Source organism: Candidatus Campbellbacteria bacterium, from assembly GCA_024653945.1.
Classification (GTDB): Bacteria; Patescibacteriota; Minisyncoccia; order Phycocordibacterales; family EsbW-18; genus EsbW-18.
Map to the genome: position 1 here is coordinate 92,964 of JANLIT010000002.1, position 16,089 is coordinate 109,052.

The following is a 16,089-nucleotide window of genomic DNA, read 5'->3' on the forward strand; positions in this document are numbered from 1 at the left end:
GGTAACCATGTTCTTTAACAAAAGGGAGAGATGGGTATGAACTGGATGAACATGTTGTACTGGGTCATCGGTATCATCGGATACATCCTGATGGGCGGTTTGGTCGTTCGGACTGCCCGAAACAGGGGCTACGATAAACCCGAATTTTGGTGGGGAATGCCCAGATTCCTCATCATTCTACTCGTACCGAGTCCCCTCATGGGTCTTCTGTGGCCACTCTCGGTCCTGACCCACATCGTTTTGGACGGTATCGAGTTTGTTTTCAAAAGCCTCAACGGCTTCAAATAGCCGTGTTCTTCAAACCGATTCGCACGTTGTTTTTTCAACGGCGCGAATCGGTTTTTTCTTTTTCTGCCCCGCCCTCGTATTGAGGGCGGGGTTCTAAAAAATCATAGTCGTTTCACTCCTTGATTTTTTGAACTTGCAAAAAACCCATAATTTGATATAGTGTTTTTGGTCTGGTTTGGACAGCAACAATGCTTTCCCCGCAGCCATCTGTGCCTTTGTAAGCGGAGCATCAACCTCCGCGACCCTCTCGGGCCATAGGGTGACGCGACATAAAGCAGCGTTCTCGCCAAATCACACCGTGGGGGTACTCGTTCGTACCCCCACTTTTCTTAAAATCGTGGGGTAGTGGTATACTCCAAGTGTTCACAACGTTTTAATCCTAGTTTCCAGTATCAAGTCTCTATTTATATGTTATCCAAGAAAAAGAAAATCAAAGTTATTAAGGAAAGTGCTCGACACGATGCCGACACAGGCTCTCCTGAAGTACAAATCAATTTGCTCTCAAAGCGTATTGATGAGCTTTCAAAGCACTTGAAAGACAACCGTAAGGACAAACACTCACGGCGCGGTCTTCTCGGAATGGTGGCACAACGCCGAACGCATTTGGCATACCTCAAAAAGAAAAACCCAGCTAAACACGCCGAACTACTCAAGAAGATCAAAGAATAATTCCTTGCACGCAAGGACTGCAAAATATCAAATACCAAATGACAAACAATCCTGTTATCATTTGGATTAAGGTCGTTGAATTTTTTTGATATTTGTTATTTGAACTTTGTAATTTATTTTAAATATTTATGACCATAATCAAACAGAAGGCACAGCGTGTTGCCGTTTTTATCGACGCGCAAAATCTCTATCATAGTGCACGACATCTCTACAGCGCTCGCGTTAATTTCGCAGCAATCGTTAAGGATGCAATAGGGGAGCGACCGCTCATTCGTGCAATCGCATACGTTATTTCTACCGAATCAGGTGAAGAAAAAACATTTTTTGAAGCTCTTACCAAAATGGGTATTGAGGTAAAAACAAAAGATTTACAAATTTTTGCAGGAGGCGCTAAGAAAGCTGACTGGGATGTTGGACTTGCTATGGACGCAGTGAAACTCGCACCAAAGTTGGATGCCGTTGTCATTGTGTCTGGAGACGGAGACTATGTTCCGCTCGTTGAGTACTTGCAGATTAGCCAAGGATGTCAGGTGGAAGCCATCGCATTCGGACGCTCAACATCTGCAAAACTCATTGAAGCCGCAGACCACTTCACCAATCTTGATGACGATCCCCGCAAGTACCTCATGGGGTACCGCGGACGAAATGAGAGAAAAAATGTCAAATAGCAAATAGTAGAAAGTAGAAGGTAGAAGGTAGAAAGTAGTAAGTAGAAGGTGGTAAGCAAGAAAACCTCGCCGGCATGATGCCGGCGAGGTTTTTCTGTGTTGACTTTATTGCTTTTTAAGTGCAAAATCACGACCAGAAACAACCAGTTCGCTCTTTATCAACCGTAGTTCAAACCAAGGAGATTGTGATGGAAAACGTGCTTCTCGACGTTGGGCTTTCTCTCCTCAAGATTCTGTACATGATGACCGCGTCGCTTCTGCTGACTGTGATGGTAAAAATCATCATCTGGGTCTGGCGCAAAGCAACCCCGAACAGTAGGGACCGCGGACTCGATATGTTGAAGTACCTCAGCCTTGTTGATGTTTGGTTTATTCTTTTTCTCATACTCTACCTGGCCAAAAGTATGGCCGAGATCTTGGAAGATGTTGCAAAAATGTAATTCTGACGTTCTGCGAGTAATCACTCGCCCCGCCTGTGCACCTCGTGTGCTCGGCGGGGCTTTTTTGTTAAACTTGACAAACATGTATTTAGGCATATAATGCGTGCCAGATTAGAGACACCGCAGTACGCAATGGCCTTTGGCCAAGGAGGTAAAGATGGCGAGAGCACAGAAGTCCAAGCTTTCCACGATGGGTTCCCTGATGAAGGCAATCAGGGAGGCACTCAACCGACAAGTCAGCGTCGCGGCGGTGGAGATCAACTACCGCCTCACCCTCACCGCCGACGAGGTCCGTTCGACCCCCTGGCTTGCGGGTCTCGGGACACAGCCCCTGAACCCCGAAGAGATTGCTGGACAACACGAGCTCCACAAACTCATCGAGGGCATTCTCCACCAGGAGAAGTTCCTCTCCAAGAGGGAGAAAGAGGTCCTGAGGCTCTACTTCGGGTTTGGGTGCAAGGAACACTCAACCTTCAAAGAGGTGGGGAAAGTTCTAGGGATTAGCGCCAACTGCGCCTGCCAGCACCTCCACAAGGCCGTTAAGAAGTTGCGCCGTTCCCCCAAAGGACGGCAACTCGAGGCCTTCCTCAAGTAGCAGTTCCTTCCACCGTTGCCCCGCCGACGCACCTTGTGTGCGAGGCGGGGCTTCTTTTTTTATACACCGCGCACACACGAACAACCTCATTATTTTGTATACTTAGACTTAGATTTGAACATTGAGGAGGTGTCATGCGACGAATATTTTTTGCGGTGCTCATTCTTGCAATTGGTATAGGTGCCGTGTTCTCTGTTGCACATTATATGAATGCGTACGATGTGTTCCACAAGAGAATCACTGTACTTGAAAATCGTGTTTATGCTCTTGAACAAAAACAGCGATCAGAAACCCAAGCACAACAGGTTGTGTTTGGGTTGATGAAGGGTAGGAATATTTTTGAGTGCGCAACATTTTCAAAAAAAGTATTTGGTGGCAATGTGTTCCTCCGCTACGACGACGGACGCGCCTCAAGAGGAACACTTGAGTACGATGAGCACTCCCCAAAACCAAAACCCGGAGACCGGGTCGCAGTAACACGCACATCAAAAGGAACGACGCTTGTGCTCGTATCTCCCGAGTTGTGTAAGTAATTTGCCCCGCCAATGCACTTCGTGCTAGGCGGGGCTTTTTTATTTTTCTATCGAGGTTTAACCTCGATATTGTTGACTTTTTTTAAAAAGGGTGTATTGTCCACACCAGATGCACCGACCACACGGTGTGTGTCGGTTTGATTTCAGGAAAGGAGCTGGTGTCATGTGTGAGTTCGTCTCATGGATACAGCCAATGGTCGGAGATCCTGTGTTTCTCGTAGACCGCGACCTCAAAGACAAGGTTATTCGCAAGCGCGTCGAGGGGTCCCAAGGAAAGGACTTCATTGGTCATGGAGCCATCCGAGCCGCATTCCCTGAACTAAGGGGTGGAAATCGGGAGGAGCAACGGATTTGGGAGTCCTGGCGATTCCCAGAGAAGATTCAGCCGTACCTCAAGAATCCCGCCACCGTTTTGGCAACTTGGGGAAAAATGCTTATCCTAGGACTCGATGCAAGTGGTCTTGAATTCATTGTTGAGAACGCACCGCCCGCGTGGTGGAAACCCATCGTTGATTTCTTCGTCGCGAAGAAGGCGAAGGATTCTAAGTGGGCGTATAGCCTGCTCGACACCGTGCACAATCTCACGAGGAGACAGCGGCAGATACTCGTCGAGAGTGTGGCAAAAAATCCGCAGTTGGCAGACAGTGCGCTTTTCAATTTTTCTGGTCTCACAAAGAAACAGATACAGATACTTGTTGAAGGTGCTGCAAAAAACCCAGAGTGGGCATACAGCGCACTCCGCGATACCCCTGATCTCTCAAGGAAGCAGAAGCAGGTGCTCATCGAGGGCGTGGTAAAGGATCCGAGATTTGCGGACGATACGCTCGCTCTCCCGGGTTTCACAAAGAAACAGAGGCAGATACTCGAGTCTGCTATTCGCACCAAGTAGTTTTTTGCTCTTTCCTGTCTCATATCGAATTCACGGCGGAATCCTTTTTAGGGATTCCGCCGTTTTTCATTCCAAGTTTTACAAGGCAACGCCTCCTAATATCGAGGCGTTGCCTCGATATTAGAAATTGACTTTCTTAAGTTTCAAGCGTACAGTCTCGTCAGAAAATGTAGCATGCAGTGGCCCTTGGCCTAAGGAGGTTGTGATGAGAAAAGATGTGCAAAGAAACGTGTTTTTTGTAGGAAGTGCTCTTACGGTAGTTGCTATTGTGGGTATCCTTTGTTTCACTTTCGGACGCGAAACGTCCGAACAACATCTCGCTCGAGAAACTGCCCAGGTTCAGGCGAAAAATCAAAATGTCGCCAATGATCTCCTTGGTAGCCTTCGGTACATGAAAGACCCGCGGACAGGAATTTGTTTTGCGTTCACACCGACCTTCTATCCCAACGAGTTTGCGTTTACGACCATTCCGTGTGAGGCAATTCCGCCAGAGCTTCTCATCACCCCAACACAGTGAGAAGCACCTCTGCTTTCAAAAGGAGAAACGAAAATGGCACGAGGTAGACTAGTTCTGAAACAGAAGGTGAAGTCGTTCTTTGAACCATTGGGCCAAGGTCCGGCCCTCGTATATCGCCACCTTGACGAGATGGTGAATGCCCTTGGTGCGACCAAAATCATCTCGATCAAAGATGACGTGTATGAGTACCCCGACAGAAGCAGGGCCATCATCCGCGTCGTTGTGTACGAAACCAACAAGTAGCCGTTCGCCCCGCTCCGCAGGAAGCCCCACGCTTCTCTGTGGGGCTTTTTCTTTACAGGAGTTTCGCTCCTGTGCAGGAGCGAAACTCCTGTAAATTGATTTTTGTGCTATATTCTCAGTATTACAAAGGGGTAATTGCTCGCCTTTACATATACGGGTTTGAACATCATTCCGGGGTCTGCAACCGAGGGGAGATGAAAGTCAGATCTGCAATGTGAAGACGAGCTCAGTTTAGAGTATGAAAAGCAAAACATTTGAGGTGGCCTTTGGTAACAAGACCCTCTCCGCAGAGTTTAACGACCTCGCCATGCAGGCGAACGGTTCGGTGATTGTTCGCTATGGCAACACCGCCGTTCTTGCAACTGCAGTCATGGGTTCAAAGGAACGTGAAGGACTGGATTATTTTCCTCTCACCGTTGATTACGAAGAAAAGTTTTACGCTGCGGGACAAATTCTTGGAGGCAAGTACATGCGCCGAGAAGGGAAGCCGTCGGATGAAGCAATTCTCTCTGGTCGCGCAGTGGACCGCACAGTGCGTCCGCTCTTTGACCAGCGTTTGCGTATTGAGGTGCAAGTTGTCACGACCATTCTTTCAATTGGAGAAGACGACCCAGATGTTATTGCCATTCTTGCAGCATCTCTCGCACTCAGCGTGTCAGATATTCCATGGGCAGGACCAGTTGGTGCAGTTCGTCTTGGGCGAACACCAGACGGCGCGTGGATAATTAACCCAAACTACGAAGAACGCAAAACAAATGTGCTTGATTTGCTTGTATGTGGTGCACAACAAAAGGTGAACATGATTGAAACGGGTGCACACCAAGTTTCTGAAGACATTATTATTGAAGGACTCACCAAAGCAGTTGAAGAAATTACAAAACTTGAAACATTCCAAAACAATATCATCAAAGAATTAGGAAAAGAGAAAAAAGTATTCACATTTCCAACACTCACCGATGCTACTCTCGCACTTTTTGAAAAAGAAATCACACCACAACTTACAGATGCCGTGTTCTGTGGTATTTCTGGTGGAGAAAAAGTTGGTGAACTACACCACGCATGGCATGAGCTCCTCAAAACAAGTGCACCCGAGGAAAGTCGTGAACTAGCAGACTTATATTTTGAAGAAAAAGTTGAAGCGGTGTTTGACGTTGGAATTCTTTCAGGTAAACGACCTGATGGACGCGACTTTGATACAGTTCGAGAAATCTACACACAAGCAGGAGGCGTTGCGCCAATGCTTCACGGTGCGGGTGTCTTCTACCGAGGTGAAACACACGTGCTTGCAGCACTCACGCTCGGTGGTCCTGAAGCGGTACAAGAAATGGAAGGGATGGAGGTCAAAGGCAAAAAAAGCTTTATGTTACACTACAATTTTCCTCCGTACTCAACAGGTGAAACGGGGCGCATGGGTGGCACTAACCGCCGCATGATTGGTCACGGAGCACTCGCAGAAAAAGCACTCTCCGCCGTTATTCCTCCAAAAGAGCAATTCCCATACACCATTCGTATTGTGTCAGAAGTGATGTCATCAAACGGTTCATCATCAATGGGTTCCGTGTGCGGAGGAACGCTTGCACTTCTTGATGCGGGTGTGCCTATTCTTGCCCCTGTTGCAGGTATTGCGATGGGAGTAGTTATTGAAGAAATATCAAATGACAAATCACAAATAGCAAAGTATAAGGTGCTTACGGATATTCAAGGACCGGAAGATCACTACGGTGACATGGACTTCAAAGTTGCAGGAACGCGCGACGGTGTGACCGCAATGCAAATGGATGTGAAAGTTGCTGGAGTTCCACTTTCTGTTTTTCCAGAAGCATTTGAAAAAGCAAAAAAAGCGCGTCTCTTCATTTTGGATAAAATTGCAGAGACATTACCAACACACCGTGCAGAAATGAATGTACACGCACCACGTATTCTCGTCACAAAGATTAAAAAAGAATTTATTGGTGCAGTGATTGGTGGCGGAGGAAAAACAATCAACCAAATCCGTGAACTAACCGGAACAGAAATTACGATTGAAGAAGATGGAACGGTCTTCATCACAGGAAATGTTGAAGGGGCAGAGAAAACAAAGAAAATTATTGAAGGGATTGCGCGTGAGTATCTTGTTGGAGAAAAGTTCGAGGGTGTTGTCACACGCATCGCAGACTTTGGTTTGTTTGTGCGCATGGGCGATGAAAGCCCATTATCTGGAATGAAGGACACTGAAGGACTCGTGCACATTTCTGAAATTGCACCGTTTCGTCTTGCATCAATGGACGGTGTTGCAAATGTTGGAGACAAAGTACCCGTCATCATCAAAGAACTTGGTGAAGAAGGAAAAATTAAACTCTCTATCAAAGATGCTGATCCTGAATTTGCCGTACGCAAAGGTTTGAAAGAGGGAACTTCCGCTGGAGGAGATTTCCGTTCAGGTGGAGACCACCGACACAGTTCTGGAGGATACCGAGGTGGTTCAAGCCACCACAGCGGGCCACGGAGATAGGCGAGAAGAAAATATCAAATAACAAATACCCAATTTGCACAAAAAACGGCTCAGGTGGGCTGTTTTTTGTGCTTCTTGTCTGCAAGATAACAGTAATACTTGACAAATATTATTATTTATGTATAATGGAGTTTGGACATACCCAACCCGAGTATTCCACTTGAGTTGGTTCGAGAACGGGGGGAAAAATGACATCTAGTAGAATTTTTGTCGTCGGTGGGGGACTGTTCTTCGTTATAGGTTGGGTAGCGAACCTCTTGATCGACAACGACACAAACCACCCCGCCTATGGTGTCGTGTTGGCTCTCCTGATTTTGGGGGGTACCTTCATTGTCGCGGGGGTGAGTTCGAGAACTTTTTGGGGTAAACAGTAAACGCAGACAGAAACAACCCCCAGCCGCCCAAGAAAGTCGCCCGTGCGTCTTTCACGGGCGGCTTTTCTTTTTCTCAAAACGTAGCCCCGCCTCTTACAAGAGGCGGGGCTACTTACCACTTATTTTTTATAGTTGTATAAAAAAGACCAAACTGGTATTGTCTCGGCAGAGTTGTTCGTTGACAGGGTAACACTACCCAGAAAGGGACTGGTTTATGAACAATGGTGTCCGCAGATTCGTTTTGTTGGTTTTGGTGGCGTCGCTTTTTCTGATGCAACCCGCCGTTGCACAAGTGCCGACGGTAACGCCAACACTGACGTTCAACAATCCACTGATTCACCCGTTCGGCCAGCACGTGCTTCACCGAGACGGATGGGACCGCTACTTGATGTATTTTTCTATCAACAGTGCGGTACGACACGGAAAGCCTGTTGGTGAAGACTTCACACCCGGCGATTCTGGCACGTACAATACTGCGTGTCATACGTGGTGGGCAGATCGCATTTGGCTCACGTGGAGCTTCGGCGACGGAAAAGACCCATCGGGTTGGAATCAGAATGATGGATACGGAAATACTCCGCCCATTTTACTTCTCAACATCGGGGGTCAAGACATCGACGGTGATGGTGTCATGGAGTATGAGGGAGTCGGTGAGCAGGCACTCATCGGCGATCCGTATGTGGTCTACTGGAACAATCAGTGGCACATGTACTATGAAGGAACCTCAAACTGTGACACGAGCGACGGCATGCTCTTCCACGCAACGGCCGACCACTGGTTCGGTCCATGGATAAAGAGGGGTCCTGTGAATGGACTTCTCGGCTCTCATGCAAATAGTGGATTGGCGTGGGCAACTGTTTTGCTTGATGAGGGTAACCTCTATCTGTACTACACGGACGGCAACGTGAGTCTGCGCGCGGCCACGGCATCTGACACCACCGGCCAGAACTTTGTATCTCAAACGATTCCGGTCATTGGACAAATGATGTCTCGTGGACATGTGGTAAAAGTGCCTGGAGGCTACAAACTCATCTACGATCTCTTTGTTGGTCTTCCGGTTGTTACTGAAATGCGGTCATCGTTCTCGATGAATCGATTTTCTTTCCCCGTTGGAGTGAAGATACTCTCCTCAAAGCCCGACTACTTCGGATTTTCCGACACAGGTATGGGGCTACCAACATACTTGAAAGTTGGAAACGAGGAGCGGGTATATTTCACTGGCCACACGTATTCAGAATCACAGTGGCCGGGTTGGGAGGTCTCGCAAATATGCGTTGCTGTTTTGGGAACGCAAATTGAGCGACTCTCAAACGGTGGTTTTGAAACAATCACAGCAAACACCAACACTGCTCCTGATGGCTCGTGGATGCGGTACCGATACACAGGTACCAACTCCAACGTCCTCGTGGCAAACTCTGGAGTTGCCCGTAGTGGAGCTGATAGTGTCCGCCTTGGTGTCAATAACTCGTCGTCGCAGACACTTGATCACGTGGCGATAGTAATTCCTGCAAACGCGACGAGTGCGATTCTTAGTTTCTGGTTGTCGGTTGCAACGAGCGAAACTGGCACAACTGCCACGGACACTCTCAGTGTGAAGATTGCAAACGCAACTGGCACAGGCACGCTGGGAACGGTGCTCACGTTCAGTAATCGGAGCAATCCAAACGAGGGGTACTTTTTGAAAGCAGTTGATGTAACGAGATTCCGTGGACAAACCGTCAGGGTTCGATTTATCGGAGCAAACAACTCGACGAGACCTACAGAATTTCGAATTGACGACGTGAGTCTTACATCAGATGAATAGTCACAGCACAGTGCCGAGCGATACCCTTTGGGTTCGCTCGGCTTTTTTATTTCCCAAAACGAAGTCCCGCCTCTTGTAAGAGGCGGGGCGTTTCTATTTTCTTTTCCCGACGTTTCGGTCGGGACCCCGACCGTAGCGTCGGGGCTACTTACTACATTCTACTTATTATTTTCTTATTCTTTTTTGAGTTTTGGATTTCACATTTTAGTTTTATACTATTCATATATGGTTGAACCATTTCAAAACGATCCGTCCTTTGGACTTCCTCCAGAAATTCCAACAGGAACTTCCACTCCTGTTCCAGATGAAGTTGTTGTCACACCACCACCTGTTGTAAACAACACCATTCTTCCAGAACACAAACATGCAGCTACACCGAGACAAACCCTCATTGATGTTCTTGGTCCTGAAGCCGTTTCAACATCACCAAACACGCCAACCTTCCAACCAATTCATACAGATATTCCAAAACCAGCACCAGCCCCCGCACCAGCTCAAGAGCAAACATTGCCAACCATTGAAGAGCCCCCATTTGAACGCGCCGTTCCACTAAAAACAGTTTCGTTTGGTATTCCGACAGAGCAAACACAACCTAAACCACCTGTTGAAGAAAAACCAACAGTGTCACAGCCAGTCACACCTCCCACACAAAATACACCACCACAAACTCCACCAACCACCGCCGTAAGTGAAGCTATTCGTCGTGCATCTATCCGAACACTTGAATCGGACGCAGCAGAAACTATTCATAGTCAAAACCTTTCCGTTTCAAGTATTGCACTCGCCCAACAACAAAAAGAATCAGAGAGAGCGGTGCGCGATATTCTCCCTGAAGAAAAGTCGGGTACCATACCATGGGTTCTTGGTGGTGTTGGTCTCGCAGTTCTTGGTGTCATCGTCGTAACTGTCGCATACCTCATGCAAACACAGGCCTCTGATGCACCAGTCACGGTGACTCCAGCAAATGCACTTATTCCTGGTGTTGAAGAAACAACACTTGATGTAACAGACATGACGCGAACAAAACTTTCTCAAACGCTGTCCGCACTTCCTTCTGCATACGCACAAAAAAGTGGTATCTCCCTCGTACGGCTCGTCACCTATGTTGAACAAACAGATACCGACGGAAAAGTGATGCGAGTTGTACAAGACATGTTGCCAGAAGATTTTTTTCAAACACTTTCTGCGCGCAACACTGACCGCCTCGAACGCTCTCTCGGCAAGCTCACCTATTTCGGTATTGTGTCAAAGGGAGGAAAGGTATCTCCTTTTCTTGCGTTTGAAGTAGTGTCATACGAATCAGCATTTGCTGGACTTCTTGAGTGGGAGCCGGCACTTCCGGAGGACATCTCATTTATAGTTCGCGCGCCAGCGTCTCTTCCACCACCCCCCGCGCCAATACTTCCCCCCGTTTCTACAACAACACTCGGCACCGCATCAATCCCGACGTCCCAAGGAGTCGGGACTTCGACCTCTTCTCCGAAGAGCGTCGGAGCAACACTGGCGCCACAACCAACGGTCGTCAGGGTCACGTCCTCCGCCGTACCAATTTTTAAAGACTTGTCTGTAAAAAACAAAGACACACGAGCGTATATTGGAGAGGATGGTATGGTACGTATTCTGTATTCGTTCCTCTCCCAAAAACTGCTCATTGTTGCCCAGGACGAGGAAACTCTTACTGCTATTATTGATTACATCTCTACCGCCCGTTTTTCGGGGTAGATTTTACGGAAAAAACCTGCTAAGATGCCCCTCATATGACACACATAACCGATGAGCAACTAGCTCACTTCAAACAAGTATTAACCGACGAAAAGACGCGCCTTGAAAGCGAGCTTTCAAACGTAGGTATTAAAAATCCAAACAAAGCAGGGGATTGGTCACCTGTCGTCGACGAAGCTATTGACGCTTCAACTTCAGACAAAAACGAACTTGCAGACAAATTTGAGGATTTGGAAGAAAATACTGCTATTTCAGACACACTTGAGATGCAACTCAAAGAAGTTGCTGACGCACTCGCACGAATTGAAAACGGCACGTATGGAGTAGATGAAAATACAAATGAACCAATTCCTGTTGACCGCCTCGAAGCAAATCCTTCAGCACGAACGAATATTTAAATAGTAGCCCCGACGCTATGGTCGGGGTCCCGACTGAAACGTCGGGAAAAGTAGAAAGCAAAAAGAAAAACCGCGAGCCCTAAAGCTGGCGGTTTTTGACGAAAGAACTTAGTAATCTCGTCTATGACGCTCGTCATAGCTCGCGAAGATGCTGTGCCAATCAAAAACAACTTCCTCCAACAAAAGTAGAAGGTCATTCTTGGAAGGGTGGTTGTGAATGTAATTTTCTTCCCCACACACAGGGCAACGAACATGACACACACCCACCCCGGAAGGAGTCCAATAATCACCTCCAGAGCAACTAAAAGGTGAAACATAATTCATCTTCTGAATGAATGCCCACTGGTGGAGGGGTCGACGACTGTTACACCTCTGACACTTAAAGTTGAATTTGCGAGCAATGTTGAGCTTCTTGGAGCGCGCTTCCCTAAGAGCTTCGTTGAGTCGCCTCTCTTCTGCGTTGACCTCTCTAAACAACTTCGCAACGTTGGTCATGTGTGTCTCCTTAGCAAGCAACAAATCTATCGCGAGTGTATACGCTCACTACCACATAGTCAATTTAAAAAGAAGCCCGCCATTCTTTGAAAGAATGGCGGAGTTTTTTGGTGCTGTGTTGTTCAACCGTCAGAATCGTACCAAATAAGTTCATTTTGGTCTAAGGGCGGTGGAATAATCTTCGCGCCCTTGCGGTAATCTTCTAGAGTTATACCAACCATTACGCGCAACGTTCCGTCGTGTTGTACAACAATGTCAATTCTCAGAAACGAGAGGTCTCTCTGAGACAGTTGCCACGCAATCTGTTCGGCAATCTGCTCTTGGTTCATGGGACCGACGACCACATCAACCAGTCCATCTTTCATGATTTCTCCTTTCGAGTCTGTACGAATCTACACAAAACATACTCGCAAGATACATTACTGTCAATTTTTCTTTCTACTTTTTACATACTACTGATTTTATCCTTGGTATTTGTTTCGAATTTCGATATTCGGATTTTCATTGGTTATTGTTACTTGGCCCTTGGTTATTCCAAGATTTTATCCTTCCTTTATCTCAAAAGGATAAAATCTTGGCGTGTCCTTCGCAAAAGTATACAGTGCCCAAACGTCTCTACTCGCGGCTCATATTATTTCCGTCGAGGTGGATGTTTCTAATGGTCTTCACGCGTTTTCAATTGTGGGACTTCCTGACAAGGCGGTTGAGGAATCTCGCGACCGCGTATCTGCCGCAATAAAAAATAGCAATTTTGAATCGCCCAAAAGTCGCAACCAAAAAATAGTTATCTCTCTTGCACCGGCCGATATCAAAAAAGAAGGGCCATTGTTTGATGTTGCCATTGCACTTGCATATCTGCGTTCACAAGACGATATTCGTTTTAATCCAGAGAAAAAATTATTTCTCGGTGAACTTTCTCTTGATGGGGACGTTCGGCGCATCAGTGGTGTTCTTCCTCTTGTTATCAAAGCACAACAAATGGGTTTCACGGAGGTGTTTGTGCCAAGCGACAACACGGCAGAGGCTGCGCTTGTTCGAGGGATTTCCGTGTTTGGTATACGCACACTCAAAGAACTCATTGTTCATCTCAATGAAAAGAAAAATCCTGATGATGACGGTAATGATATTCCTAAAATAAAAATACCAACAACACCCGAGACAGAATACATTCCAACGGTTGCACAACACAGTATTGATTTCTCAGATGTGCGCGGACAAACAACGGCAAAACGCGCTCTAGAAATCGCCGCCGCAGGCGGACACAACATCGCACTGTGGGGTCCGCCCGGTACAGGAAAAACACTCCTTGCAAAAGCACTCGTGGGTATTCTTCCACCACTCTCATTTGATGAAATGTTAGAAGTAACAGCGATTCATTCTGTTGCAGGATTACTTAAAGAACACACCGTCACACACCCACCGTTCCGCTCACCTCACCACACGAGTTCATATGTTTCACTCGTTGGTGGGGGTGCATTTCCAAAGCCCGGAGAAATTACGCTTGCACATCGTGGTGTTCTTTTCCTAGATGAATTTCCTGAATTTGATAGGCGCGTGATTGAAAGTTTGCGACAACCACTTGAAGACCGCGTCGTGTCTGTTGCTCGCGTCCGCGGAAGTGCGCAATTTCCTGCAGATACACTCTTGGTCGCCGCACTCAACCCTTGTCCGTGCGGTAAATGGGGAAGTGGGCGCGCGTGCACCTGCTCACCCCATATTCTTCTTCACTACCAACGGAAAATATCTGGACCAGTGATGGATAGAATTGATTTGTGGGTTGAGGTTGCACCGGTTGAACACGCGGACCTTTCTCGTGGAGGGGACGGTGAAGCAAGCGCTGTTGTGCGAGAACGTGTACTGTCTGCGCGAGCTCTACAGACAAAAAGATTTGAAAACACTACCCGTAGAAAAAACAGCGATATGAATGTGCGGGACCTAGATATATTCACGCCTCTCACAAAAGAGGTCCGCGACATTCTCAACACATCAGCAAAAAAGTTGGACCTCTCAGCACGTGCGTACCATCGAGTTATTAAAATTGCACGCACCATTGCCGATTTAGAAAATACAGAACACATAGAACGCCATCACATTCTTGAAGCGCTCCAATATCGTCCGAAAATGTTTGGAGCTGGAATGTAATAACAAATTTCAAATGACAAATAGCAAATGACAAACAATATATGAAAGCACTTACCTTAGAAACACTTGCGGAACGAATTTACTTCATTCGCAATAAACGAGTAATGACCGATAGTGATTTGGCAGAATTATATGAAGTAACAACAAAAGTACTCAACCAAGCAGTCCGAAGAAATATGGAGCGTTTTCCAGAAGATTTTATGTTTCAACTCACCAAAGAGGAGAACTTGATATTCCAAAGTGGAACATCAGGTTCTAGATATTTGAAGTCACAGTTTGTGACTTCAAGGTCGTGGGGTGGCCGACGCAAGCCAGTGTTCGTATTTACTCAGGAGGGAGTTGCCATGCTTTCTGGAATACTTCGTAGCCCAAGGGCGGTGCAAGTTAATATTGTCATTATGCGCGCATTTGTGCATCTTCGGGAAATACTTTCCACACACAAAGAGCTTTTGCAACGACTTATCGAGCTAGAGAAAAAATACGACGAACGGTTTAGAATTGTGTTTGAGGCAATTCAGCAGATGATGCGCGAACCAGACCCGCCAAGACATCCAATTGGATTTCAACCAAACACCAAATAGTTTTGAATTTTGATATTTGAAATTGGTCATTAAGCATAAAAACCGCCATCACTGGCGGTTTTTATGCTTTGGGTATTTCTAGATCAAAACCCGTAGTGCGTGACCCCACTCACTACCGGCTCCACCCTAGAATTTCTTTACTGTTTTTCTCATGTGCTTTCTACTTTCTACCTACATACTATCTACTACATACCAGCTACCATTCTTTAGAACGGATTCGTTGCTCCACGAACCTCAAAGTGAACATGCGAGCCAGTTGAGCGTCCTGTTGAGCCAACATAACCAATCACATCACCCTGCGCCACGGTCTGACCAACTGAAACTGCATTACTACTGTTGTGGGAGTACAGCGTCTGTGTTCCGTTATCATGCTTAATAACCACGTAGTTTCCATATCCACCATTCCACCCACCACTTGAAGAAACGATGACCTCCCCCGCGGCCGCTGCCCAAATCGGCGTCCCTGCTGGAGAGCCAATGTCAATACCATTATTTCCATGCAATCCCTGAGTCTTAATACCCCTTGTTGGTCGCATATAGTATCCCGCGTATGTGGGACCCGCATATGCACGAGACGCCCCACCAACTGAGCTTTTTGACGGTACGGCAACAATTTCACCATCAGGAATGATAATCTCACTTCCAACGGCAAGGGCGGAGTCAATCTCAATACCGTTATACTGCAAAATTTCATCCAAATCACCCTTGTACTTCTTGGCAATACTCTTTACCGTATCACCCTTCTTCACTATGTGTTGAATTCCTGTAACTGGCAAAATGACGAGTGTCTGGCCCGGTCGAATGAGTGATTTTCCTGAAAGGTCATTTGCCCAACGAATGGTATTGATGGAAACATTAAACATGTCCGCAATCGTGGAAAGAGAGTCACCCTCGCGGACGATATATGTGGAAATTTGGTCAGATGTTGCTGATAGTCGTCGCTCATCAGCTATTGGGTTGTCGTTGTATGCAAGGGCAACACCGTAGATAATATTGGAATGTGTTGCCACAGCAAACTTTGGATTGGGATTTCCTGTGCTTTCTAAAAGGGGTATGTTGAGCGATGTAAGGTGAATTCCCGGAAATTCCTCTTGAGCACCTACTGACGGCAAGAAACCATAGATACCCAGCAAGGCCCCATATGAAACGAAAGGAAGCACCGTGGCGAGTATACGAAAAACAAAACCACGCCAGAAGCGCTGTGACTGAAAACCGTGTTTCATCCGACTCGTCAAAAAAG

At 46.8% G+C, this 16,089-nt stretch carries 16 protein-coding genes; 14 read left to right on the plus strand and 2 right to left on the minus strand.

Annotated elements, in window-relative coordinates; translation table 11 throughout:
- The first annotated feature begins 36 nt into the window (after window positions 1–36).
- The 12 genes from NUW02_00945 to NUW02_01000 all read left to right on the plus strand — a co-directional run bounded on the left by NUW02_00945 (window position 37) and on the right by NUW02_01000 (window position 11,631).
- A complete protein-coding gene (locus tag NUW02_00945) occupies window positions 37–288 on the plus strand; it encodes a hypothetical protein (protein ID MCR4274602.1) in 252 nt (83 codons plus the stop codon).
- Between the two features lie 408 nt (window positions 289–696).
- Complete coding sequence (rpsO, locus tag NUW02_00950) at window positions 697–957, plus strand: 30S ribosomal protein S15 (GenBank protein MCR4274603.1); 261 nt, start codon at window positions 697–699, stop codon at window positions 955–957.
- A gap of 128 nt (window positions 958–1,085) precedes the next feature.
- Window positions 1,086–1,625: an NYN domain-containing protein gene (locus NUW02_00955; GenBank protein ID MCR4274604.1), complete on the plus strand. Its 540-nt coding sequence runs from the start codon at window positions 1,086–1,088 to the stop codon at window positions 1,623–1,625.
- Between the two features lie 188 nt (window positions 1,626–1,813).
- Entirely contained in the window at window positions 1,814–2,065 is a 252-nt protein-coding gene (locus NUW02_00960) for a hypothetical protein (GenBank protein ID MCR4274605.1), read from the plus strand.
- Between the two features lie 139 nt (window positions 2,066–2,204).
- Window positions 2,205–2,660: a hypothetical protein gene (locus NUW02_00965; protein ID MCR4274606.1), complete on the plus strand. Its 456-nt coding sequence runs from the start codon at window positions 2,205–2,207 to the stop codon at window positions 2,658–2,660.
- A 134-nt stretch (window positions 2,661–2,794) separates the two neighbouring features.
- On the plus strand, window positions 2,795–3,193 hold the full coding sequence (locus NUW02_00970) for a hypothetical protein (protein ID MCR4274607.1): 399 nt from the start codon (window positions 2,795–2,797) through the stop codon (window positions 3,191–3,193).
- Between the two features lie 163 nt (window positions 3,194–3,356).
- Window positions 3,357–4,082: a hypothetical protein gene (locus NUW02_00975; protein ID MCR4274608.1), complete on the plus strand. Its 726-nt coding sequence runs from the start codon at window positions 3,357–3,359 to the stop codon at window positions 4,080–4,082.
- Window positions 4,083–4,299: 217 nt separating this feature from the next.
- Window positions 4,300–4,599, plus strand: a complete 300-nt coding sequence (locus NUW02_00980; GenBank protein MCR4274609.1) for a hypothetical protein — start codon at window positions 4,300–4,302, stop codon at window positions 4,597–4,599.
- Window positions 4,600–5,080: 481 nt separating this feature from the next.
- Window positions 5,081–7,333: a polyribonucleotide nucleotidyltransferase gene (locus NUW02_00985; protein ID MCR4274610.1), complete on the plus strand. Its 2,253-nt coding sequence runs from the start codon at window positions 5,081–5,083 to the stop codon at window positions 7,331–7,333.
- Window positions 7,334–7,921: 588 nt separating this feature from the next.
- Entirely contained in the window at window positions 7,922–9,511 is a 1,590-nt protein-coding gene (locus NUW02_00990; protein ID MCR4274611.1) for a hypothetical protein, read from the plus strand.
- A gap of 225 nt (window positions 9,512–9,736) precedes the next feature.
- Window positions 9,737–11,233 (plus strand): hypothetical protein, encoded by a 1,497-nt coding sequence (locus tag NUW02_00995; protein MCR4274612.1) that lies wholly within the window; start codon window positions 9,737–9,739, stop codon window positions 11,231–11,233.
- Window positions 11,234–11,268: 35 nt separating this feature from the next.
- Window positions 11,269–11,631, plus strand: a complete 363-nt coding sequence (locus NUW02_01000) for a hypothetical protein (protein ID MCR4274613.1) — start codon at window positions 11,269–11,271, stop codon at window positions 11,629–11,631.
- A 617-nt stretch (window positions 11,632–12,248) separates the two neighbouring features.
- Here the strand turns inward: NUW02_01000 and NUW02_01005 are convergent.
- Window positions 12,249–12,491 (minus strand): hypothetical protein, encoded by a 243-nt coding sequence (locus NUW02_01005; protein MCR4274614.1) that lies wholly within the window; start codon window positions 12,489–12,491, stop codon window positions 12,249–12,251.
- 214 nt (window positions 12,492–12,705) lie between these two features.
- Here NUW02_01005 and NUW02_01010 point away from each other — a divergent pair, with 214 nt between their 5' ends.
- Window positions 12,706–14,268, plus strand: coding sequence for a YifB family Mg chelatase-like AAA ATPase (locus NUW02_01010; protein ID MCR4274615.1), 1,563 nt, complete (start codon window positions 12,706–12,708; stop codon window positions 14,266–14,268).
- Between the two features lie 41 nt (window positions 14,269–14,309).
- Window positions 14,310–14,849, plus strand: coding sequence for an ORF6N domain-containing protein (locus tag NUW02_01015; GenBank protein ID MCR4274616.1), 540 nt, complete (start codon window positions 14,310–14,312; stop codon window positions 14,847–14,849).
- A 206-nt stretch (window positions 14,850–15,055) separates the two neighbouring features.
- On the opposite strand, the gene NUW02_01020 is transcribed toward NUW02_01015, so the two are convergent.
- The gene (locus tag NUW02_01020; GenBank protein MCR4274617.1) at window positions 15,056–16,072 is read right to left on the minus strand and encodes a M23 family metallopeptidase; all 1,017 of its coding nucleotides are present in this window, start codon (window positions 16,070–16,072) and stop codon (window positions 15,056–15,058) included.
- Window positions 16,073–16,089 lie beyond the last annotated feature (17 nt).

What these genes read in the sequence shown, in the direction of transcription:
- NUW02_00985 (MCR4274610.1), top strand. Translation starts at nt 5,081, where the DNA reads ATGAAAAGCAAAACATTTGAGGTGGCCTTTGGTAACAAGACCCTCTCC.
- NUW02_00960 (MCR4274605.1), top strand. Translation starts at nt 1,814, where the DNA reads ATGGAAAACGTGCTTCTCGACGTTGGGCTTTCTCTCCTCAAGATTCTG.
- NUW02_00945 (MCR4274602.1), top strand. Translation starts at nt 37, where the DNA reads ATGAACTGGATGAACATGTTGTACTGGGTCATCGGTATCATCGGATAC.
- NUW02_01015 (MCR4274616.1), top strand. Translation starts at nt 14,310, where the DNA reads ATGAAAGCACTTACCTTAGAAACACTTGCGGAACGAATTTACTTCATT.
- NUW02_01005 (MCR4274614.1), bottom strand. Translation starts at nt 12,491, where the DNA reads ATGAAAGATGGACTGGTTGATGTGGTCGTCGGTCCCATGAACCAAGAG.
- NUW02_01000 (MCR4274613.1), top strand. Translation starts at nt 11,269, where the DNA reads ATGACACACATAACCGATGAGCAACTAGCTCACTTCAAACAAGTATTA.
- NUW02_00955 (MCR4274604.1), top strand. Translation starts at nt 1,086, where the DNA reads ATGACCATAATCAAACAGAAGGCACAGCGTGTTGCCGTTTTTATCGAC.
- NUW02_00970 (MCR4274607.1), top strand. Translation starts at nt 2,795, where the DNA reads ATGCGACGAATATTTTTTGCGGTGCTCATTCTTGCAATTGGTATAGGT.
- NUW02_00995 (MCR4274612.1), top strand. Translation starts at nt 9,737, where the DNA reads ATGGTTGAACCATTTCAAAACGATCCGTCCTTTGGACTTCCTCCAGAA.
- NUW02_00990 (MCR4274611.1), top strand. Translation starts at nt 7,922, where the DNA reads ATGAACAATGGTGTCCGCAGATTCGTTTTGTTGGTTTTGGTGGCGTCG.
- NUW02_01020 (MCR4274617.1), bottom strand. Translation starts at nt 16,072, where the DNA reads ATGAAACACGGTTTTCAGTCACAGCGCTTCTGGCGTGGTTTTGTTTTT.
- NUW02_00975 (MCR4274608.1), top strand. Translation starts at nt 3,357, where the DNA reads ATGTGTGAGTTCGTCTCATGGATACAGCCAATGGTCGGAGATCCTGTG.
- rpsO (MCR4274603.1), top strand. Translation starts at nt 697, where the DNA reads ATGTTATCCAAGAAAAAGAAAATCAAAGTTATTAAGGAAAGTGCTCGA.